The organism is Streptomyces sp. NBC_00104 (assembly GCF_045160825.1).
Classification (GTDB): domain Bacteria; phylum Actinomycetota; class Actinomycetes; order Streptomycetales; family Streptomycetaceae; genus Streptomyces.
Map to the genome: position 1 here is coordinate 898,471 of NZ_CP108215.1, position 25,991 is coordinate 924,461.

19 protein-coding genes and 2 pseudogenes are annotated in these 25,991 nt (G+C 70.5%); 4 read left to right on the forward strand and 17 right to left on the reverse strand.

The window, feature by feature from the left end; translation table 11 throughout:
• Positions 1-22: 22 nt before the first annotated feature.
• The 5 genes and pseudogenes from OG272_RS03810 to OG272_RS03830 all read right to left on the reverse strand — a co-directional run.
• Positions 23-1,351, reverse strand: coding sequence for a diaminopimelate decarboxylase (locus tag OG272_RS03810; RefSeq protein WP_327731196.1), 1,329 nt, complete (start codon positions 1,349-1,351; stop codon positions 23-25).
• On the reverse strand, positions 1,348-2,100 hold the full coding sequence (locus OG272_RS03815; RefSeq protein WP_326584981.1) for a gamma-glutamyl-gamma-aminobutyrate hydrolase family protein: 753 nt from the start codon (positions 2,098-2,100) through the stop codon (positions 1,348-1,350). Before OG272_RS03815 ends, OG272_RS03810 begins: the two co-directional genes overlap by 4 nt.
• Positions 2,101-2,182: 82 nt before the next feature.
• Complete coding sequence (locus tag OG272_RS03820; protein ID WP_327731195.1) at positions 2,183-2,968, reverse strand: amino acid ABC transporter ATP-binding protein; 786 nt, start codon at positions 2,966-2,968, stop codon at positions 2,183-2,185.
• Positions 2,965-3,855: an amino acid ABC transporter permease gene (locus OG272_RS03825; RefSeq protein ID WP_405892546.1), complete on the reverse strand. Its 891-nt coding sequence runs from the start codon at positions 3,853-3,855 to the stop codon at positions 2,965-2,967. The genes OG272_RS03820 and OG272_RS03825 overlap by 4 nt, the downstream gene beginning before the upstream one ends.
• A 139-nt stretch (positions 3,856-3,994) precedes the next feature.
• A pseudogene (locus OG272_RS03830) lies at positions 3,995-4,810 on the reverse strand (transporter substrate-binding domain-containing protein); the annotation flags it as partial.
• 157 nt (positions 4,811-4,967) lie between these two features.
• On the opposite strand from OG272_RS03830, the gene OG272_RS03835 reads away from it, so the two are divergent.
• Together OG272_RS03835 and OG272_RS03840 are read left to right on the forward strand one after the other, a co-directional pair.
• Positions 4,968-6,575: a helix-turn-helix domain-containing protein gene (locus OG272_RS03835; protein ID WP_328222316.1), complete on the forward strand. Its 1,608-nt coding sequence runs from the start codon at positions 4,968-4,970 to the stop codon at positions 6,573-6,575.
• Positions 6,576-6,776: 201 nt separating this feature from the next.
• Positions 6,777-7,832 (forward strand): annotated as a pseudogene (locus OG272_RS03840) (S8 family peptidase); the annotation flags it as partial.
• 99 nt (positions 7,833-7,931) lie between these two features.
• Here OG272_RS03840 and OG272_RS03845 read toward each other — a convergent pair.
• Positions 7,932-9,209, reverse strand: coding sequence for an IS701 family transposase (locus OG272_RS03845; RefSeq protein WP_327728809.1), 1,278 nt, complete (start codon positions 9,207-9,209; stop codon positions 7,932-7,934).
• 464 nt (positions 9,210-9,673) lie between these two features.
• On the opposite strand from OG272_RS03845, the gene OG272_RS03850 reads away from it, so the two are divergent.
• Positions 9,674-9,919, forward strand: a complete 246-nt coding sequence (locus OG272_RS03850; protein ID WP_405892549.1) for a hypothetical protein — start codon at positions 9,674-9,676, stop codon at positions 9,917-9,919.
• A 182-nt stretch (positions 9,920-10,101) separates the two neighbouring features.
• Here OG272_RS03850 and OG272_RS03855 read toward each other — a convergent pair whose 3' ends face one another.
• The 11 genes from OG272_RS03855 to OG272_RS03905 all read right to left on the reverse strand — a co-directional run bounded on the left by OG272_RS03855 (position 10,102) and on the right by OG272_RS03905 (position 22,523).
• On the reverse strand, positions 10,102-11,331 hold the full coding sequence (locus OG272_RS03855; RefSeq protein ID WP_328222317.1) for a SpoIIE family protein phosphatase: 1,230 nt from the start codon (positions 11,329-11,331) through the stop codon (positions 10,102-10,104).
• A gap of 111 nt (positions 11,332-11,442) precedes the next feature.
• The gene (locus OG272_RS03860) at positions 11,443-11,739 is read right to left on the reverse strand and encodes a hypothetical protein (protein ID WP_326584975.1); all 297 of its coding nucleotides are present in this window, start codon (positions 11,737-11,739) and stop codon (positions 11,443-11,445) included.
• Positions 11,740-11,924: 185 nt separating this feature from the next.
• Positions 11,925-12,764 carry an endo alpha-1,4 polygalactosaminidase gene (locus OG272_RS03865; protein ID WP_327731191.1) on the reverse strand — a complete coding sequence of 280 codons (840 nt, stop codon included), beginning with the start codon at positions 12,762-12,764 and terminating at the stop codon, positions 11,925-11,927.
• On the reverse strand, positions 12,761-13,423 hold the full coding sequence (locus tag OG272_RS03870) for a spherulation-specific family 4 protein (protein WP_326584973.1): 663 nt from the start codon (positions 13,421-13,423) through the stop codon (positions 12,761-12,763). The genes OG272_RS03865 and OG272_RS03870 overlap by 4 nt, the downstream gene beginning before the upstream one ends.
• The gene (locus OG272_RS03875; RefSeq protein ID WP_327731190.1) at positions 13,420-14,508 is read right to left on the reverse strand and encodes an NAD-dependent epimerase/dehydratase family protein; all 1,089 of its coding nucleotides are present in this window, start codon (positions 14,506-14,508) and stop codon (positions 13,420-13,422) included. The genes OG272_RS03870 and OG272_RS03875 overlap by 4 nt, the downstream gene beginning before the upstream one ends.
• A gap of 7 nt (positions 14,509-14,515) precedes the next feature.
• Positions 14,516-15,229, reverse strand: a complete 714-nt coding sequence (locus tag OG272_RS03880) for a sugar phosphate nucleotidyltransferase (RefSeq protein WP_327731189.1) — start codon at positions 15,227-15,229, stop codon at positions 14,516-14,518.
• Between the two features lie 124 nt (positions 15,230-15,353).
• Complete coding sequence (locus OG272_RS03885) at positions 15,354-16,355, reverse strand: GDP-mannose 4,6-dehydratase (RefSeq protein WP_327731188.1); 1,002 nt, start codon at positions 16,353-16,355, stop codon at positions 15,354-15,356.
• Between the two features lie 85 nt (positions 16,356-16,440).
• On the reverse strand, positions 16,441-17,859 hold the full coding sequence (locus OG272_RS03890) for a hypothetical protein (protein WP_327731187.1): 1,419 nt from the start codon (positions 17,857-17,859) through the stop codon (positions 16,441-16,443).
• The gene (gene pelF / locus OG272_RS03895) at positions 17,856-19,364 is read right to left on the reverse strand and encodes a GT4 family glycosyltransferase PelF (protein ID WP_327731186.1); all 1,509 of its coding nucleotides are present in this window, start codon (positions 19,362-19,364) and stop codon (positions 17,856-17,858) included. Before pelF ends, OG272_RS03890 begins: the two co-directional genes overlap by 4 nt.
• 92 nt (positions 19,365-19,456) lie before the next feature.
• On the reverse strand, positions 19,457-21,586 hold the full coding sequence (locus OG272_RS03900) for a hypothetical protein (protein WP_405892553.1): 2,130 nt from the start codon (positions 21,584-21,586) through the stop codon (positions 19,457-19,459).
• 409 nt (positions 21,587-21,995) lie between these two features.
• Positions 21,996-22,523, reverse strand: a complete 528-nt coding sequence (locus tag OG272_RS03905) for a hypothetical protein (RefSeq protein WP_326584966.1) — start codon at positions 22,521-22,523, stop codon at positions 21,996-21,998.
• 625 nt (positions 22,524-23,148) lie between these two features.
• Here OG272_RS03905 and OG272_RS03910 point away from each other — a divergent pair.
• A complete protein-coding gene (locus OG272_RS03910) occupies positions 23,149-25,950 on the forward strand; it encodes a M4 family metallopeptidase (protein WP_405892554.1) in 2,802 nt (933 codons plus the stop codon).
• The last annotated feature ends 41 nt before the right edge of the window (positions 25,951-25,991 follow it).

Genomic DNA, 25,991 nt, shown 5'->3' on the forward strand with positions numbered 1-25,991 from the left:
TGCTCAGAAGAGCAACGGCTCCTCAGACCGCCTCGTCGGCGCCAAGCCTGACACCTCCGGTTCGGGCGAGGACATGTTGGATCGTCTCTGCGCGGCGGAGCAGCCCGAATTGGATGCTTCCGTCGGCAGCGATGCGCACGCCGTGGACCGCGGGGTCGGGAAGACTGTTGTAGTGGAAGGGTGTGGAGGAGTAGTAGGCGCCGGTGTCGAGGAGGGCCACGATGTCGCCGGGTGCGAGCCTGGGCAGCGGACGGGCCTGGGCGACCAGGTCGCCCGCGAAGCAGCAGGGGCCTGCGATGTCCTGGGGTACGGCTTCCCCGTCCTTGAGGGAGCCAGCAGGGTCATGTGCGGTGATCCGCAGCGGCCAGGCTTCGGGCATGAACACCGTACGTGTGGCCACCTGGGCACCTGCGTGGGTGATCGCGATCGGGCGTCCGCCGGAGGTCTTGGTGTATTCGACATACGCGGCGGTGAAGCCGTTCTTGGCCAGCAGGGACCGCCCGAACTCGGTGACGACCCGGTAGTCGCCGCTGAACAAGGCCGGCGCGTGGGCCCGGAGGTGAGCGACATACTCGTCGAAGCCCGGCGTCGGCTCGTCGCTGCCGAAGTTGACGGGCAGTCCGCCGCCGATGTCGATACCGGTCACCTGGCGCCGGCCGAGGTCGGCGTTGACCTGGTCGGCGAAGGCCACGGCCTTCGCGATGCCTTGGGCGATCAGATCCAGCGGGCAGCCCTGCGACCCGACGTGGGCGTGGACCCAGGTGAGCCATGGACGGTCCCGGTAGGCCTGGAGGAGCTGCTCCCGATTGGCGTCGTCCTCCAGCGGTATGCCGAACTTGGAGGTCGCGGTGGCCGTACTCATCGCGGCGATCTCCCCGCTGCCGACCTGAGGGTTGATCCGCACACCGATCCGGGAGGTGGACGAACGGCTTGCGAGGATCTTGTCGACGCGCCGGAGTTCCTGGAAGTTGTCCACGTTGACCGCGACACCCAGGGCCAGGGCCCGGTTGAGATCCGCGCGGGTCTTGGCCGGGGAGTCGAAGACGATCCGTTCGGGCGCGAAGCCGGCGGCCAGCGCCTGGGCGAGTTCGCCAGTGCTGGCGACCTCGCAGCCCATGCCATGCGTCCGCAGTTCCTCCAGCACCGGCACCAGGCAGTTGGCCTTCGCCGCGAACGTGTGCAGGGCCTGAACCGAGGACGGGAAGGCACGGTGCAGCGCCTCGACGCTCGCGGCGACGCCGTCGAGGTCGACAAACGCCGCCAGTACGGCATGGTCGGGGTCGAGAAGCCGCTCGCGTACGGCCGCGCGCAGGATGCGTTCGCGTCGTTCGGCTGCTGGGGAGGTGGTCATTCGGATCCTTCCGGATTCTGCCGAGCGGCTGCGAACCGGCTGCAGGACGAGACGAAGTCGTCGAAGAGACTGCGGTGGGCTCGCTGGTCGATGAGCTCTTCCGGGTGGTACTGGACGCCTACGATCCAGCGGTCGGGGTCCGTGGCCTCGACGGCTTCAACGGTGCCGTCCTCCGCTGTGGCGACCACCCTCAGCGCCGGTGCCGGTGTGGCGACGGCCTGATGGTGCAGGCTGTTCACCCGGAGGAACCGGGCATCGGACAGTCCGGCGAGGCGGGAGCCGGCTGCGATCCGGAGCTCGTGGACCTCCGAGTCCAGCGGCAGAACCTGGAGATGGTCGACCGGGCCGCCGGGCTCCAGGTGCTGGACCAGGCTGCCGCCCAGGGCGACGTTGAGGATTTGACAGCCTCGGCAGATGCCGAGTATCGGCATGCCCAAGTCGGCCGCGGCGGCGATGGCGTTCATCTCCAGAGCGTCGAGGTCCTCGTCGATGACCGTCTTGGGGTGCACCTCCTCTCCGAAGTGGCGGGGGTGCGGGTCGACTCCGCCGGGGAGGAACAGGCCGTCGACGCCTTCCATCACATGCCGGATCGCCGTGTCGTCGATGCCGGGCATGATGGCGATCGGTATCGCTCCCGGACTCGTCAGAGCCTGTACGTAGCTGTCGGCCAGCCTGAAGACGGACGGACGGTCAGGTAGGTCCCGTCCCAGGGTGACCGCGATCAGCGGTCGACGGACGACGTTACACACAGGGGGTGTCCCTCTCTTCGTGGCACAAGGTGGTCGGCGAGCGGTCGTGGTCCCGGACCGGACATGCCGGAGTGGTAGCGGCCTACAGGACGCTGTCGAGGAATGTCCTCGTTCTGTCGTGCTGCGGGTTGCTGATCACGTCGGTCGGGGCACCGGATTCCACGACGACGCCGTCGTCCATGAAGACGACCTGGTCCGCCACCTCGCGGGCGAAGCCGATCTCATGGGTCACGACGATCATCGTCATGCCGCTCTTCGCCAGATCGCGCATCACGTTCAGCACATCGCCGACGAGTTCCGGATCCAGGGCCGACGTCGGTTCGTCGAAGAGCATCAGCTTCGGATCCATCGCGAGCGCCCGGGCGATGGCCACCCGCTGCTGCTGGCCACCCGACAGTTGCGCCGGATACATGCCCGCACGATCGGTGAGACCGACCCGCTCCAGTAGTTCCATGCCTCTGGCGCGAGCGTCGGCTTTGCTCCGGCGCGCCACACCGACCGGGGCCTCGACGATGTTCTCCAACGCCGTGAGGTGGGGGAACAGGTTGAACCGCTGGAAGACCATGCCGATACTCCGGCGCTGGGCCGCGATCTGACTGGGTCTCATCTCGCGGGCATGACCACCGTGTTCGCGGTAGCCCATCAGCTCACCGTCGACGTATATACGCCCGCCGTCGACCCGCTCCAGGTGGTTGATGCAGCGCAGGAATGTCGATTTGCCGGAGCCAGAGGGCCCGAGCAGGCACATCACCTGCCCACGCTCGACACGGAGATCGATCCCCTTGAGCACCAGGTTCGCGCCGAAGCGTTTGCGGACGTCCCACGCCTCCACCAACGGCTTCGATCCGTCGAGGGCCTGCGTTGTCATGCGTCTCCTTCCGTCCTCGCGTCGGTGTGTGCGACCTGTGTGACACGGGTCCGCATCTGGCCCACCAGGCGGCGGGCCTGCTGCCAGGGAGTCAACGGCAGGCTTCGGTTGGTGCCGCGGCCGTATCTGCGCTCCAGGTAGTACTGCGGCACGGAGAGTACGGAGGTGAGGACCAGGTACCAGACGCTTGCGACGATCAGCAGCTCGACCTGGCGCAGGTTCTGTGCCGAGATCCAGCTGGTCTGCGTGTAGAGCTCCGGCACCGCGATGAGCTGAAGCAGGGCCGTGTTCTTGAGCATGGAGATCGTCTCGTTGCCCATGGGCGGGATGATCACCCGCATCGCCTGGGGCAGCACGATGCGCCGCAGGGTGTACGCGGGCGACATCCCCAGCGAGTGGGCCGCCTCGACGTTGCCGTGATCGACCGAGAGCAGTCCCGCGCGGACGATCTCGGAGGCGTACGCGGCCTCGTTCATCCCCAGAGCCAGCAAGCCGGCGACGAAGGGGGTCACGATCGCGTTGGTGTCCGCGGAGGCGAATTGAATCGAGGTGAAGGGGATACCCAGGGTGAGCTCCTGGTACAGCAGGCCGAGGTAGCCCCAGAACACGATCTGGACGAGCAGAGGGGTGCCACGGAAGAACCACGTGTACGCCCACGACATCACGCGCAGCACCGGGTTGGCGGACAGCCGCATCACCGCCAGCAGGATGGCGAGAGCCGTCGCCAGCGCCATCGCGCAGCCGGTCAGTGCGACCGTGAACAGGACGCCCTGGACGATCCGCCCGTCGAACAGGAAATCGGCGATCGTCAGGTGCTCGATGTTCGGGTTGTGCCAGAGCGAGAACATCCAGCCGGTACACAGGGCGATCAGCACCGTGGCGGCCACCCATCGCCCCGGGTGCCGCAGGGGCGTGGCAGCTACGTCGTGCGTGCCTGCGGCGGCCCGCTCGTCCGGCGCGAATCGGCTGCTGGTAAGTGCCGTCCTTCACCAGCGAGTTCAGCGCCGCCTGCAGAGCCAGGACGAGATCGTGGTTCTTTCGGAGCACCCCGATGCCGGTGTACACCGGACCGAATCCTGTGGGATGCGCAGGGTCACTCACGACTTCGAACACGGTGCCGCTTCCTGCCGTGGCGGCGTTGTACCTGGCGGGTGCCGCGTCGAGCACGTCCGCGACCGCCTTTCCGGCGCGAACCGCGAGGAGGGCGTCGCCTTCGGTGGGCAGTTCGATCACCGTGACCGGCTTCCTTCCGGCGGCCTTGCATTTCGGCTCCTGTGCCCTCATAAGGTCGGCCTGAGTGGTGGCTTTGGCGACCGCGACGGACTTGCCGCACAGGTCGAGCACCTTGCTGATCTTCTCCGGATTACCCTTCTTCACGACGATTTCCATTCCGGCGTGGAAGTAGTCGACGAAGTGCAGAGTCTTTTCCCGCTCCGGCGTGTCATTCATTCCGTACATGATGATGTCGTGCTTGCCCGACTGCAGTGAGGGGATGATGCTGTCGAATGCCTGGTTCTTGAAGTTGAACGAGACGCCGAGCTTTGCTCCGAGCGCCTGTCCCAAGTCGTAGTCGAATCCGGTCCACTTCTGGTTGGAGTCGAGCATCTCCATCGGCGCGTAGACGCCGCTGGCCACGTCGATCCCGGCTTGGAATCGCTTGGGAAGCAGTGCCGCGACCTTGGCGTCAACGGTGATCGACGGCTGAATCCTGCTTCCACTCGCGGCCGGGGTCGCAGTGTCGCCGGTGGCCGACGTGCCGCTACAGGCACTGAGCAGAATTCCCACGGTCCCCATTGCGAGTGCCGCGATGGTGAAACGACTTCTGGTCACGTGTGTCTCCATTCGAAGAAATCGGGTCCAGGTCAGCGTCAGGTGTCCGACCGGTTGAAGAATTTCGACGAGTCTTTCCGTGCGGAGTCCCGGAGCGGAAAGGTCATTGCGGCGATTGTTGTCCCCGCCCGCATCACTCGTCCTGATCCGATTGGACTAGGATCTGGCTATGGCTTTGTCCGATCACCCAAGCGGTGAGATCGTCGCCGACGCACCGGCCACCACGGTCCGGCACCTCGTCGCGACCATCGGATCGCCGGTCCTGCAGGTACTGACCGCGCCACGAGGACTGGAACAGACGGTTCGAGGGACCGTCCTGCACGACCCCCACGACCCCCTGCCGTCCGGCGTGGACCAGCTCCTGTTGCTGCCAGGGCTTCAGGGCGACCAAGCGGGCGCCGCCGAGCTCGTACGGGAGGCCGCCCACCGCGGATACTGCGCGATGGTCCTCAAGCTCAGGGGGACGGATACCAGCGCCCTCGTCGCGGAATCGTCGGCCGGCGGCCTCACCCTGCTCGCCGCGGCGGACGAGGTCTCCTGGCGCCACCTCGACGCGCTGCTGCTCTCCGCCCTGGGTTCCCAGGGGGGCGGGGGCGACCCGAAGGCCGGATCCGGGGACGGACTGTTCATCCTGGCGAACGCCGCCAGCGCCGTCATCGGCGGATCTGTTGCCATCGAGGACCTGGACCGGCGCGTGATGGCCTATTCGTCATCGCCGGACCAGCGCATCGACGCCCTGCGGCGCGAAGGAATTCTGAGCCGCCGTGTCCCGGAGATCGATCACAACCTCGAGCGGTATCGGGTCGTGCTCGGTTCGGACAAGGTCGTGCGCTTTCCCGATGCGCTCGGAGCGCTGCCCCGCGCGGCCATAGCCATCAGGGCCGGGACCCAGCCGCTCGGCACTATTTGGGCCATCGAAAGCACCGACGGCCTCGGCGGAGACGGTGAACAGGCGCTGGTCGATTGTGCACGCCTGGCCAGTCTGCACATTCTTCGCAGCCGCAATGCAAATGAACTGGAGCTTCAAAAACGCGAGAGCGCGCTGCTCGGGGCACTGGAAGGATCCTGGGCGGCTCACGAAACAGTCTTTCGTCTTTCCATTCCGTCAGGAGTCGACCTCGGGCTCCTCGGATTCGCCGCGACAACCGACGCGACGGGTTCTGTGGCTTTGACCGCTTACCTCAGCCACGCGCTGTCCCGCTACATCGTCCCCTTCCGCCCGGACGCGAGTATTGCCACGACGTCCCGTGCGGTCTACGTCCTGTTGCCGGGCGGTGGATCACAGGCTGCGAGGCGGATCGCGAGAGACGCGCTCACCGCGATCCGCGGGGCTTTCGGTGACAGCGTCCGCGCAGCGGTCGCCTCCACGGAAACGGATCCGGCGGCCCTGCCGGCCATGCGCCGGGAGATCGACGACATCCTGCGCGTGACGACAGCCCACGCCGACGCACCGCCGGTGGCCGGGCTGACCGACGTACACGCGCGGCTCCTGCTGGCTCGCGTTGCCGACGAGCTCAGCCGCGAACCGCGCTTGGGGCATCCCGCTGTCGCCGCGATGGCCGCCCACGATGCCGAGCACGGTACGGACTTCGTCGTGTCGGTCCTCGCATGGCTCGACGCGGTGGGCAACGTCGCCGAAGCCGCGACCCGGCTGGGTGTGCACTCCAACACCCTGCGCTACCGGCTGCGCCGGACCGCCGAACTCTTCGACATCTCACTGGACGATGCCGACGACAGGCTCTCGCTGTGGCTGCAGCTACGCCTCGTCCACCGCTGAGCCCGCTCATGGGCGCTGTCACGTTGGTTGACTGGGTGGGATGACCTTCTGGTCGATCGTGATGACCATCCGCTTCGCGATCTGCGAAGTTGCGTCGGGCGAGGCCTTCGTGGGGGACCCTGATCGAATACCTACCTTGCCTGCATCCGCGATCAGCTGGCTGTAGCACGTGGGGTCATTGCCATGGAGGCGTCGGTGTAGATCTCCGCGGTCCGGGTCGCCGAGCCGGGCAACTCCTTCTTCTTCGCCGAGAACACCATCTGCGGCTTCGTCTGGGCCGGTGACCACGGCTTCAAGGTCACCAACAACAGCTATTACACGGACCCGTGGCAGTTCAACTGCCCGGACAACATCGACCAGGCCGCCATCATCGAGGGCGTCAAGCGCGCCCAGGAGTACGCCGAGAGCAAGGGCTCCCTCCAGATCGCCGCCGCGGGCAACGAGAACTACGACCTCGCCCACAAGACGACCGACTCCGCGAGCCCGAACGACTCGACGCCGGTCACCCGCACCATCACCAACGCCTGCCTCGACATCCCGACCGAGCTGCCGGGCGTGGTCACGGTCGCGGCCAACGGCACGGGCGTCACCAAGGCCTCGTTCTCCAACTACGGGCAGGGCGTCATCGACGTCGCGGCGCCGGGCAGCAACGTGTACTCCACCGTCCCCGGCGGCGGCTACGGCAGCAAGAGCGGCACCTCGATGGCTACCCCGCACGTGGTCGGCGTGGCGGCACTCATCGCCGGCGCCGACCCGGGCATCACCCCGGCGCAGATCCGCGCCAAGCTGGCCGCCCAGGCCAACGACATCACCTGCCCCTCGGACAGCCGCTGCACGGGCACGACGGCCAACAACTCGTTCTTCGGCGAAGGACAGGTCGACGCCCTCAAGGCCGTGGGGACCACCCCGCCGCCCGGCAAGTACTTCGAGAACCTCGCGGACTTCGCCGTCAACGACAACGCGACCGTGGAGAGCCCGATCGCCGTCACCGGCGTGACCGGCAACGCCCCGGCCACCCTCAAGGTGGGTGTGGACATCAAGCACACCTACATCGGTGACCTGAAGGTCGACCTGGTGGCGCCGGACGGCACCGTCTACAAGCTGCACAACCACGCCGGCGGCAGCGCCGACAACATCGCCCAGACCTACACGGTGAACGCCTCCTCGGAGATCGCGAACGGCACCTGGAAGCTGCGCGTCAACGACAACGCCGCCTCCGACACAGGCAAGATCGACGCCTGGAACCTGACCTTCTAGTAGGACTCCGTTAAGTTGCTCTGGCTCTTGGGTTCTGGCTGGTGGTGGATGTTCTGGGCAGGGGGCGGTGGCAGGTGGTGCAGGTGCCGGTCCAGCAGTTCAGCAGGTCCTGGATGGTGTCGAGGATCTGGTAGAGGGTGAGTCCGCTGTATCGGCTTTTGGGGCCAGGCGCTGTTCGGTGAGGAACGCGTGGGCGGCGGTGACCAGGGTGACGTGGTGGTGCCAGCCGGTCCAGGAACGTCCTTCGAAGTGGTCCAGGCCGAGGCCGTGTTTGAGTTCCCGGTAGTCGTGTTCTATGCGCCAGCGGATCTTGGCCAGGCGGACCAGTTCAGCGTGCGGGGTGTCGGCCGGCAGGTTCGACAGCCAGTAATCGGTGGGTGCTTCGGCGCCTTCGGGCCATTCGACCAGCAGCGTGACGTCGGGCAGGACACCGTCCCACAAACCCTCCTGCGCGGTGGCGGCGGCCTGGGCAAGGCGGCGGGACCGGACACCGGCCGGCCGCACGCGCAGCGCCAGAAAGCGCGAGCGCATCGGCCCGCGTGAGCCTTCACGCCAGGTCACCTCGGTGAAGGCCTGCCGCCCCTGGTCCGCCGCGAGCGCGGCCACCGGGGACGGCTTGTCGCGGTAGCGGGGCTGAGGCTTGCGGCCGTTGCCGGACCAGGGCGGGGCAGCGGGCACCGCATCGTGCGGGTGGACGGTCACGTCCGAGCGGATCGCCACCACGTAGCCGATGTTCCGACGTTCCAGCCCGTCGCGGAAGTCGGCGTTCTGCCCGTAGCCGGCGTCGGCCACCACCGCCGGCGGCACCAGCCCCCACCCGGCCAGCTCGTCGAAGACGTCCAGGGCCAGGCGCCACTTCTCCCGGTGCCCGACCTCCTCAGGAACCCCCGTCCTGCGTCGGCGGACCGGATCATCCGCCCACTCCCGGGGCACGAACAGGCGCCACTGCAGCGGACAGGACGCGGTGTCGGAGACCGCGTGCACGCTGACCGCGACCTGACAGTTGGCCTGCTTGCCCAAAGCCCCGCAGTACTGGTGAGCGACAGCGACCGACATCTTCCCGTCCTTGGGAAACGACACATCGTCGACCGCCCAGGCATCCGGGCCGATTCTCGGCACCATCCGTTCCGCGATCCGCCGCCGCACCGGCACGGGATCCCAGGTCGACTGGTTCACGAACTGCTGCAGGTTCTGCTCGTTGCCGTCCGGCAGCCGCGAGGCCATGGCCTGGATGGACTTGCGGCGACCGTCCACCATCAGTCCCCGCAGATAGCAGTCACTCTTGGCCCGCTGATCCTTGCGCGGCACCGACGCGAACACATCGGCCACGAACAACGCCAACTTCGCCCGGGCACGGTTCACTTCATGTGCATCCACACACCCACCATGCCCCCAAACAGCACCGCGAGACAGACCTAACGGAGTCCTACTAGCGCAGGGCCCGGCAACGCCCGCGTACAGCACGCACTGCGCCGGCGACAGCTCCCCGCCCGCGGTGTACGCCGCGGTCGGGGCCACCATGCCGGAGGCGTCCAGAAAGGCCGCGGGCGGCCTGGGCCGGTGTCCAGCCCACCGTGCGCCTCCCTGAGGAGCTGCAGGGCCGTGTCCACGCTGACCGGCCGGGCTGACCCTGACCCGGGGCACACTGGAGATCGTGTACGTCTGGTCGGAGATCGAGCGGATCGCCGTGGTGGCCTGGCCCCCGGCCAGGCATGGCTGCGGACGTCTGCCAGGGTCCCGGGCGGGCTGCGCATCCGCACCCTGGAGCACTGGGAATCGATGACTCACCGGAAGACCTTGACCAGGCCATAGTCCGCTACGCCGGCCGCCGCCACACCCGTATGGCACAGCTTCGTCAGACGGCTCCGGCATTGTCGCTGGCGGTGGTCCGTGCCGAGCTGCCCCGGATCGCTGCGGCACGACAGGCGTCCGATCCCCACCTCCACTATCTCGACGGACGCGAACTGCTCGGCCCCGACGAGGCAGAGGACCTGGCCGACGGCCTTCACCCCACCGCCGCCGCATACCGTCACATGGGCAAGCGCTTCGCAGCCCACGCCTTCGCGACCGACGGTCCCTTCCGCTGAGTGAGCCGGGCTCCACACCCCGCACCAGGTGTGGAGCTTCCACGTAGGCAGGCAGGGCAGGTTCCCCGCCCGGCCGCGGTAATCCCGTACGCGCGAAGGTCCGTCCGAACCACGCGGGGCGCGGTCCGGCTCGCACCTGGTCAACCCATGGCGGATCTGTGCCGCGAACCCGGCCGTGCGACTCACAGCCGAATGATCACGAGGGCCGCGTCGTCGGTGGCACGGCCGGAAGGCAGGAGGTCGTGGAGGAGGGCGTCGGCGAGGGATTCCGGAGTGGACCGGCGGTGGCGGGCGAGGGCGTCGGCCAGACGAGCGAGGCTGAGGTCGATGTCCTCGTCACGACGCTCGATCAGTCCGTCCGTGTAGAGGACGAGGATGTCGCCCTCGGTGAAGCCGAGGGTGGCCTCGGGGCGGAGGGTGTGTTCCGGGCGGGCGCCGAGCGGCGGATCGGTGGCCTGGTCGAGGAAGGAGACCGTGCCGTCGCGGCACAGCAGTGCGGGCGGCAGATGGCCCGCGCTGCTGTAGGTGATCGTGTGGGATTCCCAGTCGATGCAGGTCTGCACGGCGGTGGTGTTCTCGGCGCCGTCCACGGAGCGTGCGTACAGGCCGAGCGCGTCCAGCGCCTGGGCGGGGCCGTCCGCCACCAGGGACGCGGCGCTCAGCGCGCTGCGGAGCTTGCCCATGACGCCGGCGGCGGCCAGACCGTGGCCGACCACGTCACCGACGGCGATGCCGATGCGGTCGGCTCCGGACAGGCCGACGAGGTCGTACCAGTCGCCGCACACGTTCAGCGCGTCGGTCGCCGGCTGGTAGCGCACGGCCGCACGGTGGTCGCCGAGCGGGTGGGGCGCGGGCAGCATCGCCTTCTGCAGGGCGAGCGCGACCTCCCGTTCATGGGCGTGCGCCTCGCGCAGCCGTTCGTTGACATCCTGCAGCTCACGGGCGCGGGTGTACAGCTCGGCCTCCATCACCCGGGTCCCGTCGCCGGGGGCGCGCTCGCGGGCCCGGATCAGCTCGGTGACCTCCTCCACCTTGTGGATCAGCAGCACCACCTTGCCGTCGGGGCCGAGGACCGGCGCGTTCACCGGGCTCCAGTACCGCTCCTCCCACTCCCCCGGCCGCTGCGCCGACTCCACGTCGTAGCGCTGCAGCGCCATCGCGTCCCGCTCGCCGCTGCGCACCACCCGGTTGAGGGAGGCCGCCAGGTTCCGCATCCCGTTCGCGGACGGGTCGGTGGGGTTGTCGGGGAACACGTCGAAGAGGTACCGACCGACCACCTGCTCGCGGGTGCGGCCCGACATCCGCAGAAACTCCTCGTTCGCGTCCGCGTACACCAGCTCGGGTGTCAGCAACGCCACCATGCCCGGCAGCGCCTGGAACACCGCCGCGTAGTCGATCGCCGTATCCTCCATGGTCGCCGCCTCAGCGTCGGTCGCCTTCCTGTGATCTCCACCATAGGAGCCGAAAGCCGTCGGAGCGCGGTCCTGTACAGCGGAAACAGGCTGGTCACGCACGGTTGTGAGCTATGAGACGCAGCGTCGCGGGTTTCGCGGGATCCTATCGGGTCGAAACGGGTCTCGGCTGAAGCGGTCGTCGACGGTCTCCAGGGCGCTGGCCTCGGTAGGGGAGGCCGCCGCGCCCCGCTTGACCTCGCGGTCCCGCAGGGAGCCCACGCCGTACGTGTCCTCGCGGCTGGACAACTCCGCCGCTTCGCGCGGGTAGGGGCCGATGTCGATTCCCGCCTGCCGCACGTCCTCGCACAGGTCGCGCAGTGCGAGGAGTTCGTCACGGGTGTCGGAGCCCTGGTCGACGGCGGACATGGGGAGCAGCCTCAGAGAGCCGCGTTCACCAGAGCGACCCGCTCCTCGATCCCGATCAACCACTCCACCAGGTCCCCCCTCATGGACCGAACCGAGCCGGGCCCGGCCGGCCACCCCGCCCACCGGACGACAGGGCACCCGGCCGGTGTCGAAGGAGTAGGAGGCGCTGACGACGGCTCGGAGGCTCAGCAGGGCTGTCGCCACACCCCGAGTTCCAGTCGCTTCACCATGGAGGACAGCTTCAGCCGGCGGGACTCGGCGCAGAAGCCGCTCCGGGGTTCCGTGTACTCCACGTGGAACACGGCCTTGCCTGCCTCGATGAAGGGGGTGAGGCGCCCGCATTCGTCGTACTGCGCGCACTCCTCGTTGACGGCGAAGTCGAAGTCCGCCACCAGCTGGGGGATCTGGGGCAGGTCGTTCTTCAGCCCCACCGACAGGCCGCGTTCATGGGCGATGTCCGCGATCATGCGGTTGTACGTCAACTGGTCCCGCGCGGTGAGCGGGAAGCCGGTGTCGTTGCCGTAGCCCTCCACCAGGTCGGGCTCCACCGCGTCGAAGCCCTTGTCGCGGCACATGTCGAAACGGCGTTCCATGAGGGGCCGCAGCACGTCGGACTGGCGGATGTCCAGCCACCGCTCCCCCGCCCAGCCGTTCTCCTCGCCGAGCAGCGACCGCGGGAAGGCGTCCTTGTCGGGCCGGAAGTCCTCCCAGGCGCCGACGTTGATGTAGCAGATGACCTTCCGGCCGTCCCGGTGCAGCCGGGCCACGTCCGCCGCGGAACTCTCGAAGCCGTCGATGTCGTAGACCGGCACGTCCGCCGACGGGTCGACCTTCCCGTCCAGCTGCCACTGCCACGCGAGTCCGGGGCGGGGTTTCCACCGGTCCTTCGCGGAACTCGGCGAGGGCGCGGGCGAGTTGGCCGACCGGTCCCCGCCGCCGTCCCCCGTGCAGCCTGTCAGCGTCGAAGCCGTCAGCACGGCCAGAACCGTCAGCGGGGCCAGGTGCGCGAGCGTCGGCCTCCTCATCGGTCCGTCCCGGTGAGGGCGGGGGTCAATCGCCCCCAGGGGTTGGGTGGTTCGCCGGTCACCGGGCCGCAGACCGCGGCGCCTCGGTCGTGTGCGGTGCGGACGGCGAGGGGTACGAGCGCCTCGGGGACGCCGTAGACGAGGTGGCAGAGCCGCTCGGGGGGATGCCGGGCGGCCCAGGTGGGTCTGCTGAACGCCGACACGTACGTCGACCAGTGGCCCTCGAAGGTGACGGTCAGGTCGGCGAGGCGGGCGTACCCCGGGGCCGGATGGACCCCGGGGTTGAGGACGACGGTCCCGGCGCCGAGCCGGCGTACGGTCCGGACGAGCCGACGGCAGTCGGGCAGACCGTCCGGGGTGGCCGTCACCTGGTCGAGGAAGCAGCCGTCGGCCGCGTACCACTCCTGGTGACGGCGTACGTCGTCGGCGATCTCGGCGTGGTCGCGCACCCCGTAGTCGGTGTCGACGTAGCCGAGCAGCCGGGCCCCGGCCGCGCGGAGCGCCCCGGCCGCGGCGGTGAACGCGGGGTCGGGGCCGTCGCCGGGGCCGTTCGCCGGGTTGAGGACGACGCCGTACGTGCGGGTCGCGGCCCGGATCAGGCGGTGCCAGGCGCCCGGGTCCTCGGCCGGATGGACGTACAGCGGGATCAACAGACTCACGGTGTACGGTCACCCTTCTCTCCGCCCCCGCCGACCTTGCCACCCCCGCCGCTCTCCCACAGCGCGGTGAGCGCGTCGTCGAGGGTGTGGACCGGGCGCCAGCCGAGCGCCGCCTCGGCGGCGGTGATGTCGGAGCACTGCCACGACACGTCCGCCGAGCGAACCGATCCGACCACTTCGGCGGAGCCGGGCGGCTCCGCCGCGTCGGCCGCGTCGGCCGCACGAGAAAACGCGGGAGAAGCCGCACGAGAAGCCGCAGGGGACGTCGCCGGATCGGTCGCACCCGTCGAGTCGGCCGGTCCTGTCCCTGCGCTCGCCCCCGTGCCCGCCGGGTTCTCCGTGATCCGTCCCCGGAAGCCGGCCTTGTCGGCCAGGCCCCGGACCACCTCGCGGACCGGGACGGCCCGGCCGCCACCGATGTTGAGGATGGGCGGCAGGGGGCCGGGGGCGGTGGCCGCGAGGGAGACCGCTCGGGCGACGTCGCGTACGTCGACGAAGTCGCGGTGGGCGGAGAGGTCGCCGAGGGGGAGCACGGCGTCGGGGTCGGGGCCTGCCGTGCGGAGCAGGCCGGCGATACGGCCGGGGAGGCCGGTGGGCGGTGCCCCGGGGCCGACGGGATTGCCGACCCGCAGGACCACCGCGTCCAGGCCGGAGGTGGTCACGGCGACCGTGCCCGCGAGCTTGGTCGCGCCGTAGGGGGCGAGCGGGCGGGTGGCCGCCGATTCCGTCACCCGGACGTCCGGGACGCCGGGGCCGTACTCGGCGGCCGAGCCCAGGTGCACCAGTCGTGCGCCGGGGGCAGCCTCGCGCAGCGCGGCGCACAGGACCGCGGGGCCCCGGGCGTTGACCTCGGCGAGGGTGACGGGGTCGCCGCCGGTCGCGCCCGCGCAGTTGATCACGGTGTCGGGCGCGGCCGACGCCAGGGTCTTCGCCAGTTCCTCACGGCGAACGGTGGCGAGGTCGATGGCGTGCTCGGCGGTGGGCGCGCGGCCGCCGCCGAGGACCAGCACGCCCGGCAGGGCACGCAGCCCCTCGACGACGTGGGTGCCCAGATAGCCGGTGGAACCCAGGACGAGAATGCGCATGTGGTGCTCAGGCTCCCTTGAGCAGAAGCGACTTGCGGGTGGTGAACTCGGCGTTGGCCCGGTCGTAGTCGTCGGGGCGGCCGATGTCCAGCCAGTATCCGTCGAAGTCGTAGGCGTGCGGCTGGTTCTGAGCCTCTATCAGGTCAAGGACCAACTCGTCGAAGCCCAGGGGCAGTCCGGGGGTGTAGCCGTCGAGGGTCGCGCGGGTGACACCGTAGACGCCCATGGAGACGCGGTAGTCCATGCTGGGCTTCTCGGTGAAGGCGACGACCTTGGCGTCGTGGGTGGTCAGCACGCCGAAGTCGATGTGGACCTTGCGGGCGTAGGTGGCGATGGTGAGCGGCGCCCCGGACTCGCGGTGGTGGTGCAGGACATCGGCGTAGTCGAGGTCGGTGAGGATGTCGCCGTTCATGACGAGGAACGTCTCGGGCAGCCGGTCGCGCAGGTTCAGCAGCGGGCCCATGGTGCCGAGGGGGCTCTCCTCCGTGGCGTAGTCGACGGTCAGGCCCCACTGGGAGCCGTCGCCGACGTAGGCGCGGATGATCTCGCCGAGGTGGCCGATGGCGATGGTGACGTGGGTGAAGCCGGCCGTGGAGAGCTGGCGCAGCACGATCTCCAGGATGGCGTGCTGGTCGCCGATGGGGACGAGCGGCTTCGGCAGCGCGGTCGTGTAGGGCCGCAGCCGGACGCCCTTGCCTCCCGCCAGGATCACTGCGTGCATGTGCTCCTCCTTCGTGGACTTCGCGGACTTCGTGAACTTCGTTGGCTTTGTTTGCTTCGTTGGCTTTGTTTGCTTCGTTGGATTCGTGGACTTCGTGGATGCGCGGGGACGTGCCGGGCGGGGGTCAGATGTTGTAGATGCCCGTCTTGTAGCGGGCGAGGTTGGCCGGGTCGCGGAAGAACTCCACGGTGTGCGCGAGGCCTTCCTCCAGCGTGTGGGCGGGCTGCCAGCGGGTCGCGGCGGTGAGCCTGCTCGCGTCCGCGACGAGCCGCATGACCTCGGAGCCCGCGGGCCGGATGCGTGCCTCGTCCTCGCGTACGTCCAGTTCGCTCTCCATGACCTTGCCGATCAGCGCGACGAGGTCGCCGACGGAGATCTCGCCGCCGGTGCCGGCGTTGAAGGTGCGGCCCACGACCTGTTCGGCGGGTGCGGTGCCGACGGCCAGGAAGGCCTGCGCGGTGTCCTTGACGAAGGTGAAGTCCCGGGTGGGGCGCAGGTCGCCGAGGGTGATGGTCCGCTCCCCCGCCGCGACCTGGCCGATCACCGTGGGGATCACCGCGCGCATCGACTGGCGGGGCCCGAAGGTGTTGAACGGTCTCAGGGTCACCACGGGGGTGTCGAAGCTCGCGTGGTAGCTGTCGGCCAGCCGGTCCCCGCCCGCCTTCGAAGCGGCGTACGGGGACTGGGTGTTGATGGGATGGTCCTCGGTGATCGGCACGGTCCGGGCGGTGCCGTAGGTCTCGCTGGTGGAGGTGTGGACGAGTCGTGGTGTGCCGAGGGAGCGGACGGCCTCCAGGACGTTGAGGGTGCCGGTGACGTTGGTGTCCACGTAGCTGTGAGGAGCCTGGTAGGAGTACGGGATCGCGATGAGGGCGGCGAGGTGGTAGGCGGTGTCGGCGCCGTCGAGGAGGCCACGGACCGAGCCGGGGTCGCGGACGTCGCCGAGGACGATGTCCACCTGGTCCAGGACGTCCGGGTGCAGGGTCTCCAGCCAGCCGTAGGAGGAGAAGGAGTTGTACTGGGCCATGGCCCGGACCCGGTGGCCGGAGGCGACCAGCGCCTCGGTCAGGTGAGAGCCGATGAAGCCCTCGGCTCCGGTGACGGCGGCGAGCGGTGCGGAGGTCAACTGGTGTGTCCTTCCGGTCGGTCGGATGTGAGGGGTGGGACGTGGGACGTGGGGCGTGCGCGGTGGTCGTGGGTGAGCGCGGGGCTCAGGCGTGCGGCGCGGGCCGGCCCAGCAGCCGCAGCGCGCACGCCGACAGACAGAGCGCGGCGGCGGCGCTGCACAGGGGCAGCGCCAGGTCGCCGGGTGGCAGACGCAGCAGGGTGACCGCACCGGCGCCGCCCGCCGCCGCGAGGCAGATCGCGGCCGACGGCCAGGCCGCCCCGAACGCCTGGAGCAGCAGCGCGGTCCACAGGACGGCCGCGAGCAGGAGCAGGGGGGCCGGGTCGGCGTCGGTGAGCAGGGCCGCGGGCAGCAGCGGCGCCAGGTAGGCGAGCAGGCAGAGGCCGAGGATCCCGGCCGAGCGCAGCAGGAACCCGGCGGGCGTCGCGACGGCGCGCAGGGCGGCGACCGACAGCCCCCGGTAGCGGTACAGCAGCCACTCCGCCGGGCCCATGCTGACGGTGAGCACGATCACCGCGTACGGCTCCTCCCGGCCCTCCAGCAGTACCAGCACGCCGGCGGCCAGGCCGAAGAGGCCGTACGGCAGGGACCACAGCAGACGCGGACGGCCGGCGCCGGGCACGGCCGGGACGGCGCGGGCGGCCCACAGGGTCCGGCCGGTGACGGCGAGCGTGGCGCACAGGGCGAGGAGCGGCAGTCCGGCCCGCAGCCACGGGCCCGGTTCCCACCAGGGCAGGACGGCGGCGCCGACGATCAACGGGCTGAGCGCGGCGAGCAGTTGACGCTCCCTGCCCAGGACCAGCAGGACACCCGCCGCCGCGAGGTACGCGGACTGCGCGGCGGCCACCAGGGTCACCGGGCCGCCCTCGGCGGGCAGCGCCGCGATCGCCGTGGCCACCGCCGCTCCGACGGGCGCGCCGGTCAGGAGCGTACGGCCCGCTTCGTGCCGCCCGGTCGCCATCCGCAGATGGGCGCGGTGGCCGAGGGCCTGGCCCCAGGCCCAGGAGACGAGTCCCGCCACGACGAGGGCCGGGGCGTGTGCTCCGGGGTTCCACAGCGGTGCGGTCAGCAGATAGGCGAGTCCCGGCAGGGCGAAGAGCACGCCTCGCAGGAGACAGCGCACGGTGTCCGGGCGCCAGGGGTCGGCGCTCGGCGCGGGTTCGGGGAACGTCCGTGGCACCCGTTCGTAGAGGGCCGCGGCGAGCGAGAACAGGTTCGGGTGACCGTACCGTTCCTTGATCAGGGAGGCGGTCAGGCCCTCCGCCTCCAACAGGGCGGCCACCTCGTACGGGTGGACGGCCGGGCCGACGCGGTCGGCGAGTTCGGCGGCGAGTTCGCTGACCGCCTCCTCGTCCGGGCCCCGCCGCGGCAGCCGGATGGCGAGTGTCGTGTCGTCGCCGAGGGCCCAGCTGGGGCGTCGGCGCGGGCGGCGCCGGTCGGCCAGCCGGATGGCGAGGGTGTCCTGTTCGACACCGCCGGGTTCGAGGGACATGGGCCCGCTCATCCGGCCACCGTGCTGATCGGGGTCGGTGCCGCCGCCGGGAGCGAGCCGATCGTCGACTGCCTGTCCAGCGTGGGCAGTTCGAGGTAGATGGACCGGAAGGTGTCGATGGTCTGGCGGAGGGTGAACTGCTCGATCACCCGCAGGCGCGCCGCCTCCCCCATCGCCCGGCGGCGCGCGGGGTCGCCCAGCAGTTCCAGCGCGGCCTTCGCCATCGCCTCCGGGTCGCGTGGCGGCACCACGAGACCGGTGTCGCCGACGGCCTCGCGCACGCCGCCCACGTCGGTGGAGACGGTGGCCCGCCCGCACGACATGGCCTCGATGAGGGTGAACGGGAAGCCTTCGCTGATGCTGGAGAGCATCACGACGTTGCCGGCCGCGTAGGCGTCCTTGATGTCGTCGACGCGTCCCTCGAAGGTGACGGCGTCCCCGTGCCCGAGCTCGGTGGCCAGGGCCTCGCAGCGCTCCCGGTAGGCCTCACCACCGCGCGGTGTCCCGCCGAACAACCGCAGCCGGACGCCCGGGAGTCGGGCCTTGACGAGGGCGAACGCCCGGATGAGGGTCTCCAGGTCCTTGATGGGGTCGACGCGGCCCGCCCAGCTGAGGGTGAGCGCCTCCGGCTCGGGCCCGGCGGGCGGGAAGGCGGCGGGGTCGACGCCGTTGTAGACCGTACGGATGGACTCGGGGTCGGCGCCGCCCTGTTCCTCCCAGAGCCGGTTGTAGCGGTTGCCCGGGGTGATCAGGGCGGCCCGGCGATAGGTCTCCTCCGCGAGGAGGCGGAAGAAGCCGAGGACGACGGCCTTGACCGGCCAGCGGTAGGGGGCGGTGCGGTAGCCGAGGTAGCGCTCGCGCAGATAGACGCCGTGTTCGGTCAACAGCAGCGGGACGCCGTGCCGTTCGAGGGCGGCGAGGCCCGGGAGGACGGCGACGCCGCCGCTGACCGCGTGCGCGACGCCGGTCTCGGGCGGCGGTGAGGCCAGCGGGCGAAGGGCGTGTTCGAGCAGGGAGGTCGCGGTGAGTGCGTCGTGCAGGGTGGGGCGGGCCTCCCGCACGGCCAGGCCCGGGCGGTTCCAGACGGCGGTCAGCAGGGTGATCGCCCGGTCCGAGCGCAGGAAGGGGCTCAGTGTTCCGTCCGCCGCGGCCCGTGCCATCGCGTACAGGGCGGGCGCGAATTCGTCCTCGGCCCGCGGATCGAGCAGCGCGGTCAGGAACCGCTCGTAGGCGGTGGCGAGTCGACGGCGGGCGCGGCCCCGGGGCGGGCGGCCCTCCGGCGGGTCGCCCCACATGGGGACGGACAGCACGCGGGAGACGTGGGCGGGCAGGTCCCAGACGACGGGTTCGCGTCCGGTGCCGGTGACGGCGATGACGTCGAAGTCGAGGTCGGGCATGCCCTGGACGAGTTGGTCGCACCAGACGCTCACGCCGCCGTGGCTGTGGGGATAGGTGCCTTCGGTGAGGAGGGTGACGCGCGCCGCGCCGAGTCGGCGCGCGTCGTGAGGAACAGGCATCGGTGTGCTCCACGGCCGTGGTGTGGGGTGGTTCCCTGCCGTCGCGGCCACCGGTGGGCGGTCCGGAACGACTTGTGGGCGGGCGCCGCGGGTCAGTTGTCCGCGGAGTACGGCACCCTCTCGCTCACGCCCGCGGGGACGCGGGTGTCCGGTGCGGGCTCCGTGGCCTCGACGGACTCGGTGGTGACGGCGTCCGGGGCGCCGGCGGACGTCGGCAGGGCGAGGGCGAGGGGGGCGCCCGCGGAGGGGGTCCAGCCGGAGACGGCGCCGGCGTAGGCGTCGCCGAAGGCGGAGCCGGCGAGGGTGGTGCCGGTGGGCGTGGTCGCGGTGACCGCCAGTCCGTCCGTTGCCTCGACGGTCACGGTGTCGCCGATGCGGTAGGCGGTGACCTCGCCGGCCTGGAGGGCGGCCCGCCAGGCGGCCCTGCGCCGCAGTTCGGCGCCGATGTCCTTCATCCTCAGGTTGACCACGGGGGTGTTCTCGGCGAACAGCGCCGCGTAGCCGTCGAGGACGCCGCTGAGCACCGGGTAGGCGATGCGGTCCTCGGCCAGGTTCGACTGGTGGATGAAGTGCGGCTTCGGGTCGTTGGCCAGGACGTGTCCGAGGGCGATCCGCTTCTCCAGCGGCACGATGACCTCTTCGTATCCGGTGGCCGTGTCCAGGGGTGCCGACAGGCAGGTGGTGGTGGCCGGGTTGTCCTCGCAGATGCCGCTGCCGCCCTGGGCGCGGCTGGTGTAGATCCAGTTGTACTCGTCGACCTGCTCGGCCGCCCTGCCCGCGTTGTAGAAGACGTTCATCGGGTAGCGGGGGACGGTCGTGGCGGGGCCGACCGGGCGCTGGGCGGGCTCGCGGGAGTTGTCGGAGCCGAGCCAGGTGATGTCGTTGTCGTCGAGGGCGAGCGCCAGGTTGGGGTTGTCCTCGGGCTGCTGCGGCAGCACCTTCATGCCGGAGTGCTCACCGGTGACCAACTCGTCGTTCTCCAGGGGGAGTCCGGCCGTCTCGCCCCAGACCCGGTTGGTGGCTGTCTCGTCGGAGATGTCGTTGCGGCTCACCCATCGGGTGGAGCCGTCGGCGTTGGTCGCGCATCTCCAGGGGACCACGGTGGTGTCCTGGACGCAGCCGAGGAAGGGGTGCGAGTAGGTGTGGTTGATCCAGCGGAACCGGTTGCGGTCCGCGATCAGCCGGTCGGTGAGCGCGTCGTCGCCGTTGTTGTCCTCGCGGTGGTCGACGCTGCCGGCGCCGTTGTACGCGAGGTCGAGGGTGAAGCCCTTGTCGGTCTGCCAGGCGGTGGCGTGGCCGACGTCGTCCGGGTTCATGCGGATGGGGTCGGGCTCGACGGTCGGGTCGGCGCAGTCGACGTCGCCGGGCGTGCAGTTGAGCTCGGTGTTCCAGCGGTCGTCGGCGGCGAACACGTCGTCGACGTGCACGGCGAAGTAGTTCCGCGAGGCGCCCAGGTGCACCCCGCCCGTCATCCACTCCACGATGCCGCGGGCCAGCAGCCGGAACTGCTGCTGGTACTGGTTGTAGACGAAGGTGACGACGAGTTCGCGCCGCCCGTCGTGCCGGTACTCGCCCACCAGCGTGCCCCGCGTCGCCTGGCCGGGTATCGCCGCCTCGACATAGGGAGTGAAGTCGGCTCCCGTCACGGGCTTGGACAGGTAGGCGTAACTCTCGCCGACGGCCGGGTCGTTGTCCTCGAAGGGCACCGCGCCGTCGAGGTAGCCGAAGGGGCCCGTCCTCCCGGCGTCGGTCACCTGGGCCTCGGCGCCGTCGATGCTGCCGGAGTAGCCGCCGTGGACCGGGTACTGCAAACCGGCTTCTGGACGCGCGTAGGTGTAGGCGTCGACCTGGGGGATCGCGTACGTCTGCTCGTACGCCGCGAGGGCCGTCATCTCGGTGGAACCGGCCGGGAACGGGTTGTCGTTGGGCAGCACGACGGCCTGGAACCTGGCGCGTGGGCGGCCGTCGACGGTGTCCGCGAGGAAGCCGGCGTCGATCACGGGCCGGTCGGAGCTCGTCAGGTCGATCTCGGTGTACGGCGTGCCGGCCGCGGTCAGTTCGGCGGCGATCGCGTCGGTGGCCGGGCCACCGTCGCTCACCACCAGAACCCGCAGGTCGACACGGGGTGCGGTGTCGTCGGCCCGGGCCGGTCCGGCCGGCAGGCCGAGCGCGGTGATGAGCGCGCCCACCGTGAGCACGGTGGTGCGTGAAGTCCGCTTCATGCGGTGAAGTCCCCTCCCCGGGCAGGGGTGAGCACGCCTCTCCTGGAGCGGACGCACCCCCTTGCGTGACGCCGGCGTCCCCCTCCAGAACCCAGTCGTCGACGCATCCGTCGCGTCACATAGTGGTGTCTGTGTGTGGCTTTCGTGGTCATGCTGCGAAACATGACGGAAAAGTGCAGGTGTCCAACTGGGCGAACCTGGAACCGAATTGGTCGTTTTCTCATCCGCCGGTGAGCGTGGCGGGCGACGACCGCGAAGGCCCGGCGCGCTGGTCCGGGCCCCGCGAGGCGCACCGGCGGACCGCCCGGGTCCGCCGGCCCTGTCGCCAGTGGTCCAGACCATGACGGAAGCCTGATCGCAGATCATTTCAGGTCACTCCCGTCACGGCCGTCCATCTCCTCGGCGGCCGTCAGCCGCAGAGCACCCGGGTCTCGGGTGTGTACACCGGGCCGCCGCTGACGTTCGTACTGTCGCTGAACTCGGCGTAGAAGTACGAGTAGAAGCCGATGTTCCCGTTGCAGCCGGAGTCGGCGGCGACCTGGAGCGTCAGCGTGACGGTACGGCTCTGGCCGGGCGGGACGGTGGCGCCGTAGTTGGTGCCGAGGTTGGCGGGGCCGGTCCCGGAGCAGGGGGTGGCGCCGGCGGCCGTGGCGAGGCTGCAGCCGGTGAAGGAGTACTTCAGGTCCGGGCGTTGGTTGGTCAGCCAGGTGGGCTCGATGGTCTGGTAGATGAACCAGACGTCGTAGGTGTGGTTGTTCGTGATCGTCATCGACAGGTTCACCGTGCCGCCGGGCGTGGTGGTGGCGCTGTCGGTGGCGAACGTCAGCTCGGCGGGTGCCGCGGCGACCGCGCTCGCGCTGGGGGCCATACCGAACACGGCGAGGGCGAGGGCCAGGACGGCACCGAGGCCGAAGCGTCTCATCAGTGGTGATCGCATGGGCCGGGAGGCTAGGCATCCGGCGAGCGCACCGTCTGCCCCGACGGACACCGAACGGACGCCACTCGGCCGGAAGTGCATGCCACGTGAAGGCCGCGTGCCGGATCGGTGTCGACCACTCGGTGGCCCGCATAAGCGCACTGTAACGGCTGTGTGACGGGGGGTGCGAAGGGGAGCGGTGATGCCTGCCCGCCTCATGATGCGGACGGGGCCGCATTGGCGCGTATCGCACCGTGCGGGCCGCTCCCTCGTCGCCGCGTGGTGCGCGCTTTCTCGGCCATCCACCGATTTCCGGCCCCGCCCGACCGCGTGCCGCCCAGCCCTACGGCACCACGCCTCCCCCTGCCCTGCCTCCCGTTGCCCTCACGGGGCCGGAAGTCATCCGTGGAACCCCTCGCCCCGTTGATGCGTCGGCGCATCGCCTGTTCCATGGCCCTGCCCGGCGGTCGACCGCCGCCGGTTTTTCGATTCTTGGGGGAATGGGGGGACTGTGCGTCGGTCCACGACGAGCGGAAGAACCGGCTCGGGGAAAGCCGGTTCGGGGAGAGCCGTTTCAGGGAGAGCCGTTTCAGGGAGAGCCGTTTCGCGGAGGCAGGCAGGGTTGTCCAGGGCACGACCAAGCCGCATGTCCGGTGCGGCTGCTGCGCTGTTGGGCGTCGCCGCGCTCGTCGTCCCGGCGGTCCCCGCCGACGCGGCGACAGGGGGGACGACACCGCCGCCGCCCCCGGGAGAGCTGATCCCGGGACAACGGACGGCGACACCCGCGCTGGTGGAGGGCATCCGGGAGCCCGCCCCGGACGCCCCGAACGCGGTGGGCGCGGCCCGCGCCCACCTCGCCGAACAGCGGGGCCGCTACCGGATCGCGAACCCGGAACGGGACCTGGAACCGGCGGGGACCGTCACGACGGACGGCGGCCACGAGATCGTACGGCTCCGGCAGGAGCACCGGGGTGTACCGGTCCTGGGCGGGCAGTATGTCGTCCGCATGGAGAAGCGGGACGGCGAACGGGTCGTCACCGGCACCTCCGGCAGGTACTTCACCGGTCTGCGGACCGGCACCACCGCCGAGGTCGACGACGCGCTCGCCGTCGAACGGGCCGTGGACGCCGTGCGATCCGAGCTGGGCGCACAGGACTTCACCGCGTACGCGGAGGACGGCGCGGAGGACGCGACCCCGTTCACCGGAACCTCCCACGGCCTGGTCGTCCTGCCCACCGGCATGGGTGTGCTCACCCGGCACGTCACCGTGCGCGGCGAGCACCCCGCGGGCGGTGAACCGGTGCTGCGTGAGGTGTACGTCGACGCCGGGGCCGGCTATCCGGTCCTCCACTACAGCGGTATCAAGACGTTCGGCGCGCCCGGAACGGCCGCGGGAACAGCTCCGGGCACGGCCGCCCGGACGGCCGTCGAGGGGAACGCGGCCGACCGTCCCGCCCGGCGGGCCGACGCGGCGGGCTCCGGCGTCAAGCTGGACGGCCGGACCGTGGGCCTGGAGGTCACCCTCGACGAGACGCGTGGCGCCCACGTCCTGCGCGACCGGTCCCGGGCCGACCAGGAGACCGGCCGCCCCGTCCTCTCCACCTGGGACGCGCGCGGCAGGCAGGTCACCGACGTGGCCGGCCAATGGCCCGCCGACATGCAGGAGTTCGCCTCGCCCACCCCCGACTTCGGCGCGGAGGCGACCGAGGCGGGCGCGGTGGACGCGCACTGGGCGGCCGGGCAGGTGTACGACTGGTTCAAGGACAAACAGGGCCGGGACAGCCTCGACGGACGCGGCCTGTCGGTCGACTCCCTCGTGGGAGTGACGAATTACGGGCAGCCGTACGTCAACGCCTTCTGGGACGGCGCGAAGATGGTGTACGGCACCGGCGACGCCGAGTACCGCCCGCTCTCCGCAGGACTGGACGTCGTCGGCCACGAGATGACCCACGGCGTCATCGACCACTCCGCCGACCTCGTCTACGCCGGCCAGTCCGGCGCCCTGAACGAGGCGATCGCGGACTACTTCGGCAACGCCGTCGAGACGGACGTGTACGGCGTCCCCATGGACGACCCGGAGGCAGGGCTGCTGGGCGAACGGCTCTGCCGTACCAGGACACCGGGCGAGTGCGCCCTCCGCGACCTGAACGACGGGCGGACCACGGCCAAGTCCTTCCTCGGTGTGGGGTTCGGCACGGACAGCGGTGGCGTCCACCTCAACTCCACCATCTTCTCGGGTGCGTTGTGGGACATCCGCGAGGACCTCGGTGCCGAACTCACCGACAGGGTCGTGTACAAGGCGCTCACCGAGTACCTCACCCCGCTCGACGGGTTCACGCAGGGCCGGGACGCGGTGGTCGCCGCAGCCAGGGCGACGGGGGTCGACGGTCAGGATCTGAACGCCGTGGTGCGCGCGTTCAACGCCCATGGCATCGTGGCCAACTGGGAGCTCGCCCTGGGCGTCGACTCCGACCTGCTCCTCGAACGGGTCAACACCAGCGACTCCCGCCTGGGCGCGGGCGGTGACTGGTGGGTGGCCTCGTCCTCGAACGAGGCGGGCACCGAGGCGTACTCGGTGTGGGCCGGGCGCACGGACGGCACCGGCCGGCTGAAGCTGATGAGCCCCAACGACGGCCGCTACCACGTCAATCCGGCGACCGACGGTAGGACGGTGGTGTGGGCGGCGTACGGTTCCGGCCCCGTGGAGGTCCTCGCGCGGCCGCTGGCCGGCGGTCCCGTCCAGAAGCTGTGGTCCGGCCGGGACGTGGGGTCCTCGATGGCCGTCGAGGGCGACACGGTGGCCTTCGAACACCACAACCACGGCGGGCGCCGGGGCGTGACCTATCTGAGCCTCGAAAATCCGGCGGGCAAGGTCTCCGTCGGGGGCGGCACCTACCGCCGGGCGTCCTTCCCGTCGCTCAGTGACGGACGCGTCGTCTACCAGGACTACCGGCGCGTACGGGCGACGTACGCGTACTCCACCCGGATCATCGACGTCGCGACCGGCGAGGACACCCTGCTCCACCGGTCGGAGTCGACCACGAGCCTCGGCCCGACCGCCGTCAACGGCCGGTACGCGTACTGGCTCGCCAACGAGGTCCGAGGCGACGGCAGGACGCTGCTGCGGCGTGCCGCCCTGGACGGTTCCGGGGTGGTGGACCTGAGCCCGGAGACCGGCCCGAACGCCCTCAACGTCTTCGATGTGACGGCCTCCGAGAACACGGTCACGGCGGGGGCCCGCACGGGCGACCCCGCGATCCGCAACGAGTCCCTGGCCAAGCTCTGGCAGTTCTCCGGCGACGACGGCACTCGCGGCCGCGTCTCCTGCAACCGGGGCGAGCAGCTCTCCGCTGCGGCGGCCACCGGCACCCGGGTGGTCTGGCTCGACGCGACCACCGGCATCAGCCAGGTGGTGACACGGGCCCGGCCGAGCGGCAGGTGCGACTGACCCGACCCGTCCGGGCCAGAGGGTGAGCGCCCGGCCGAGGA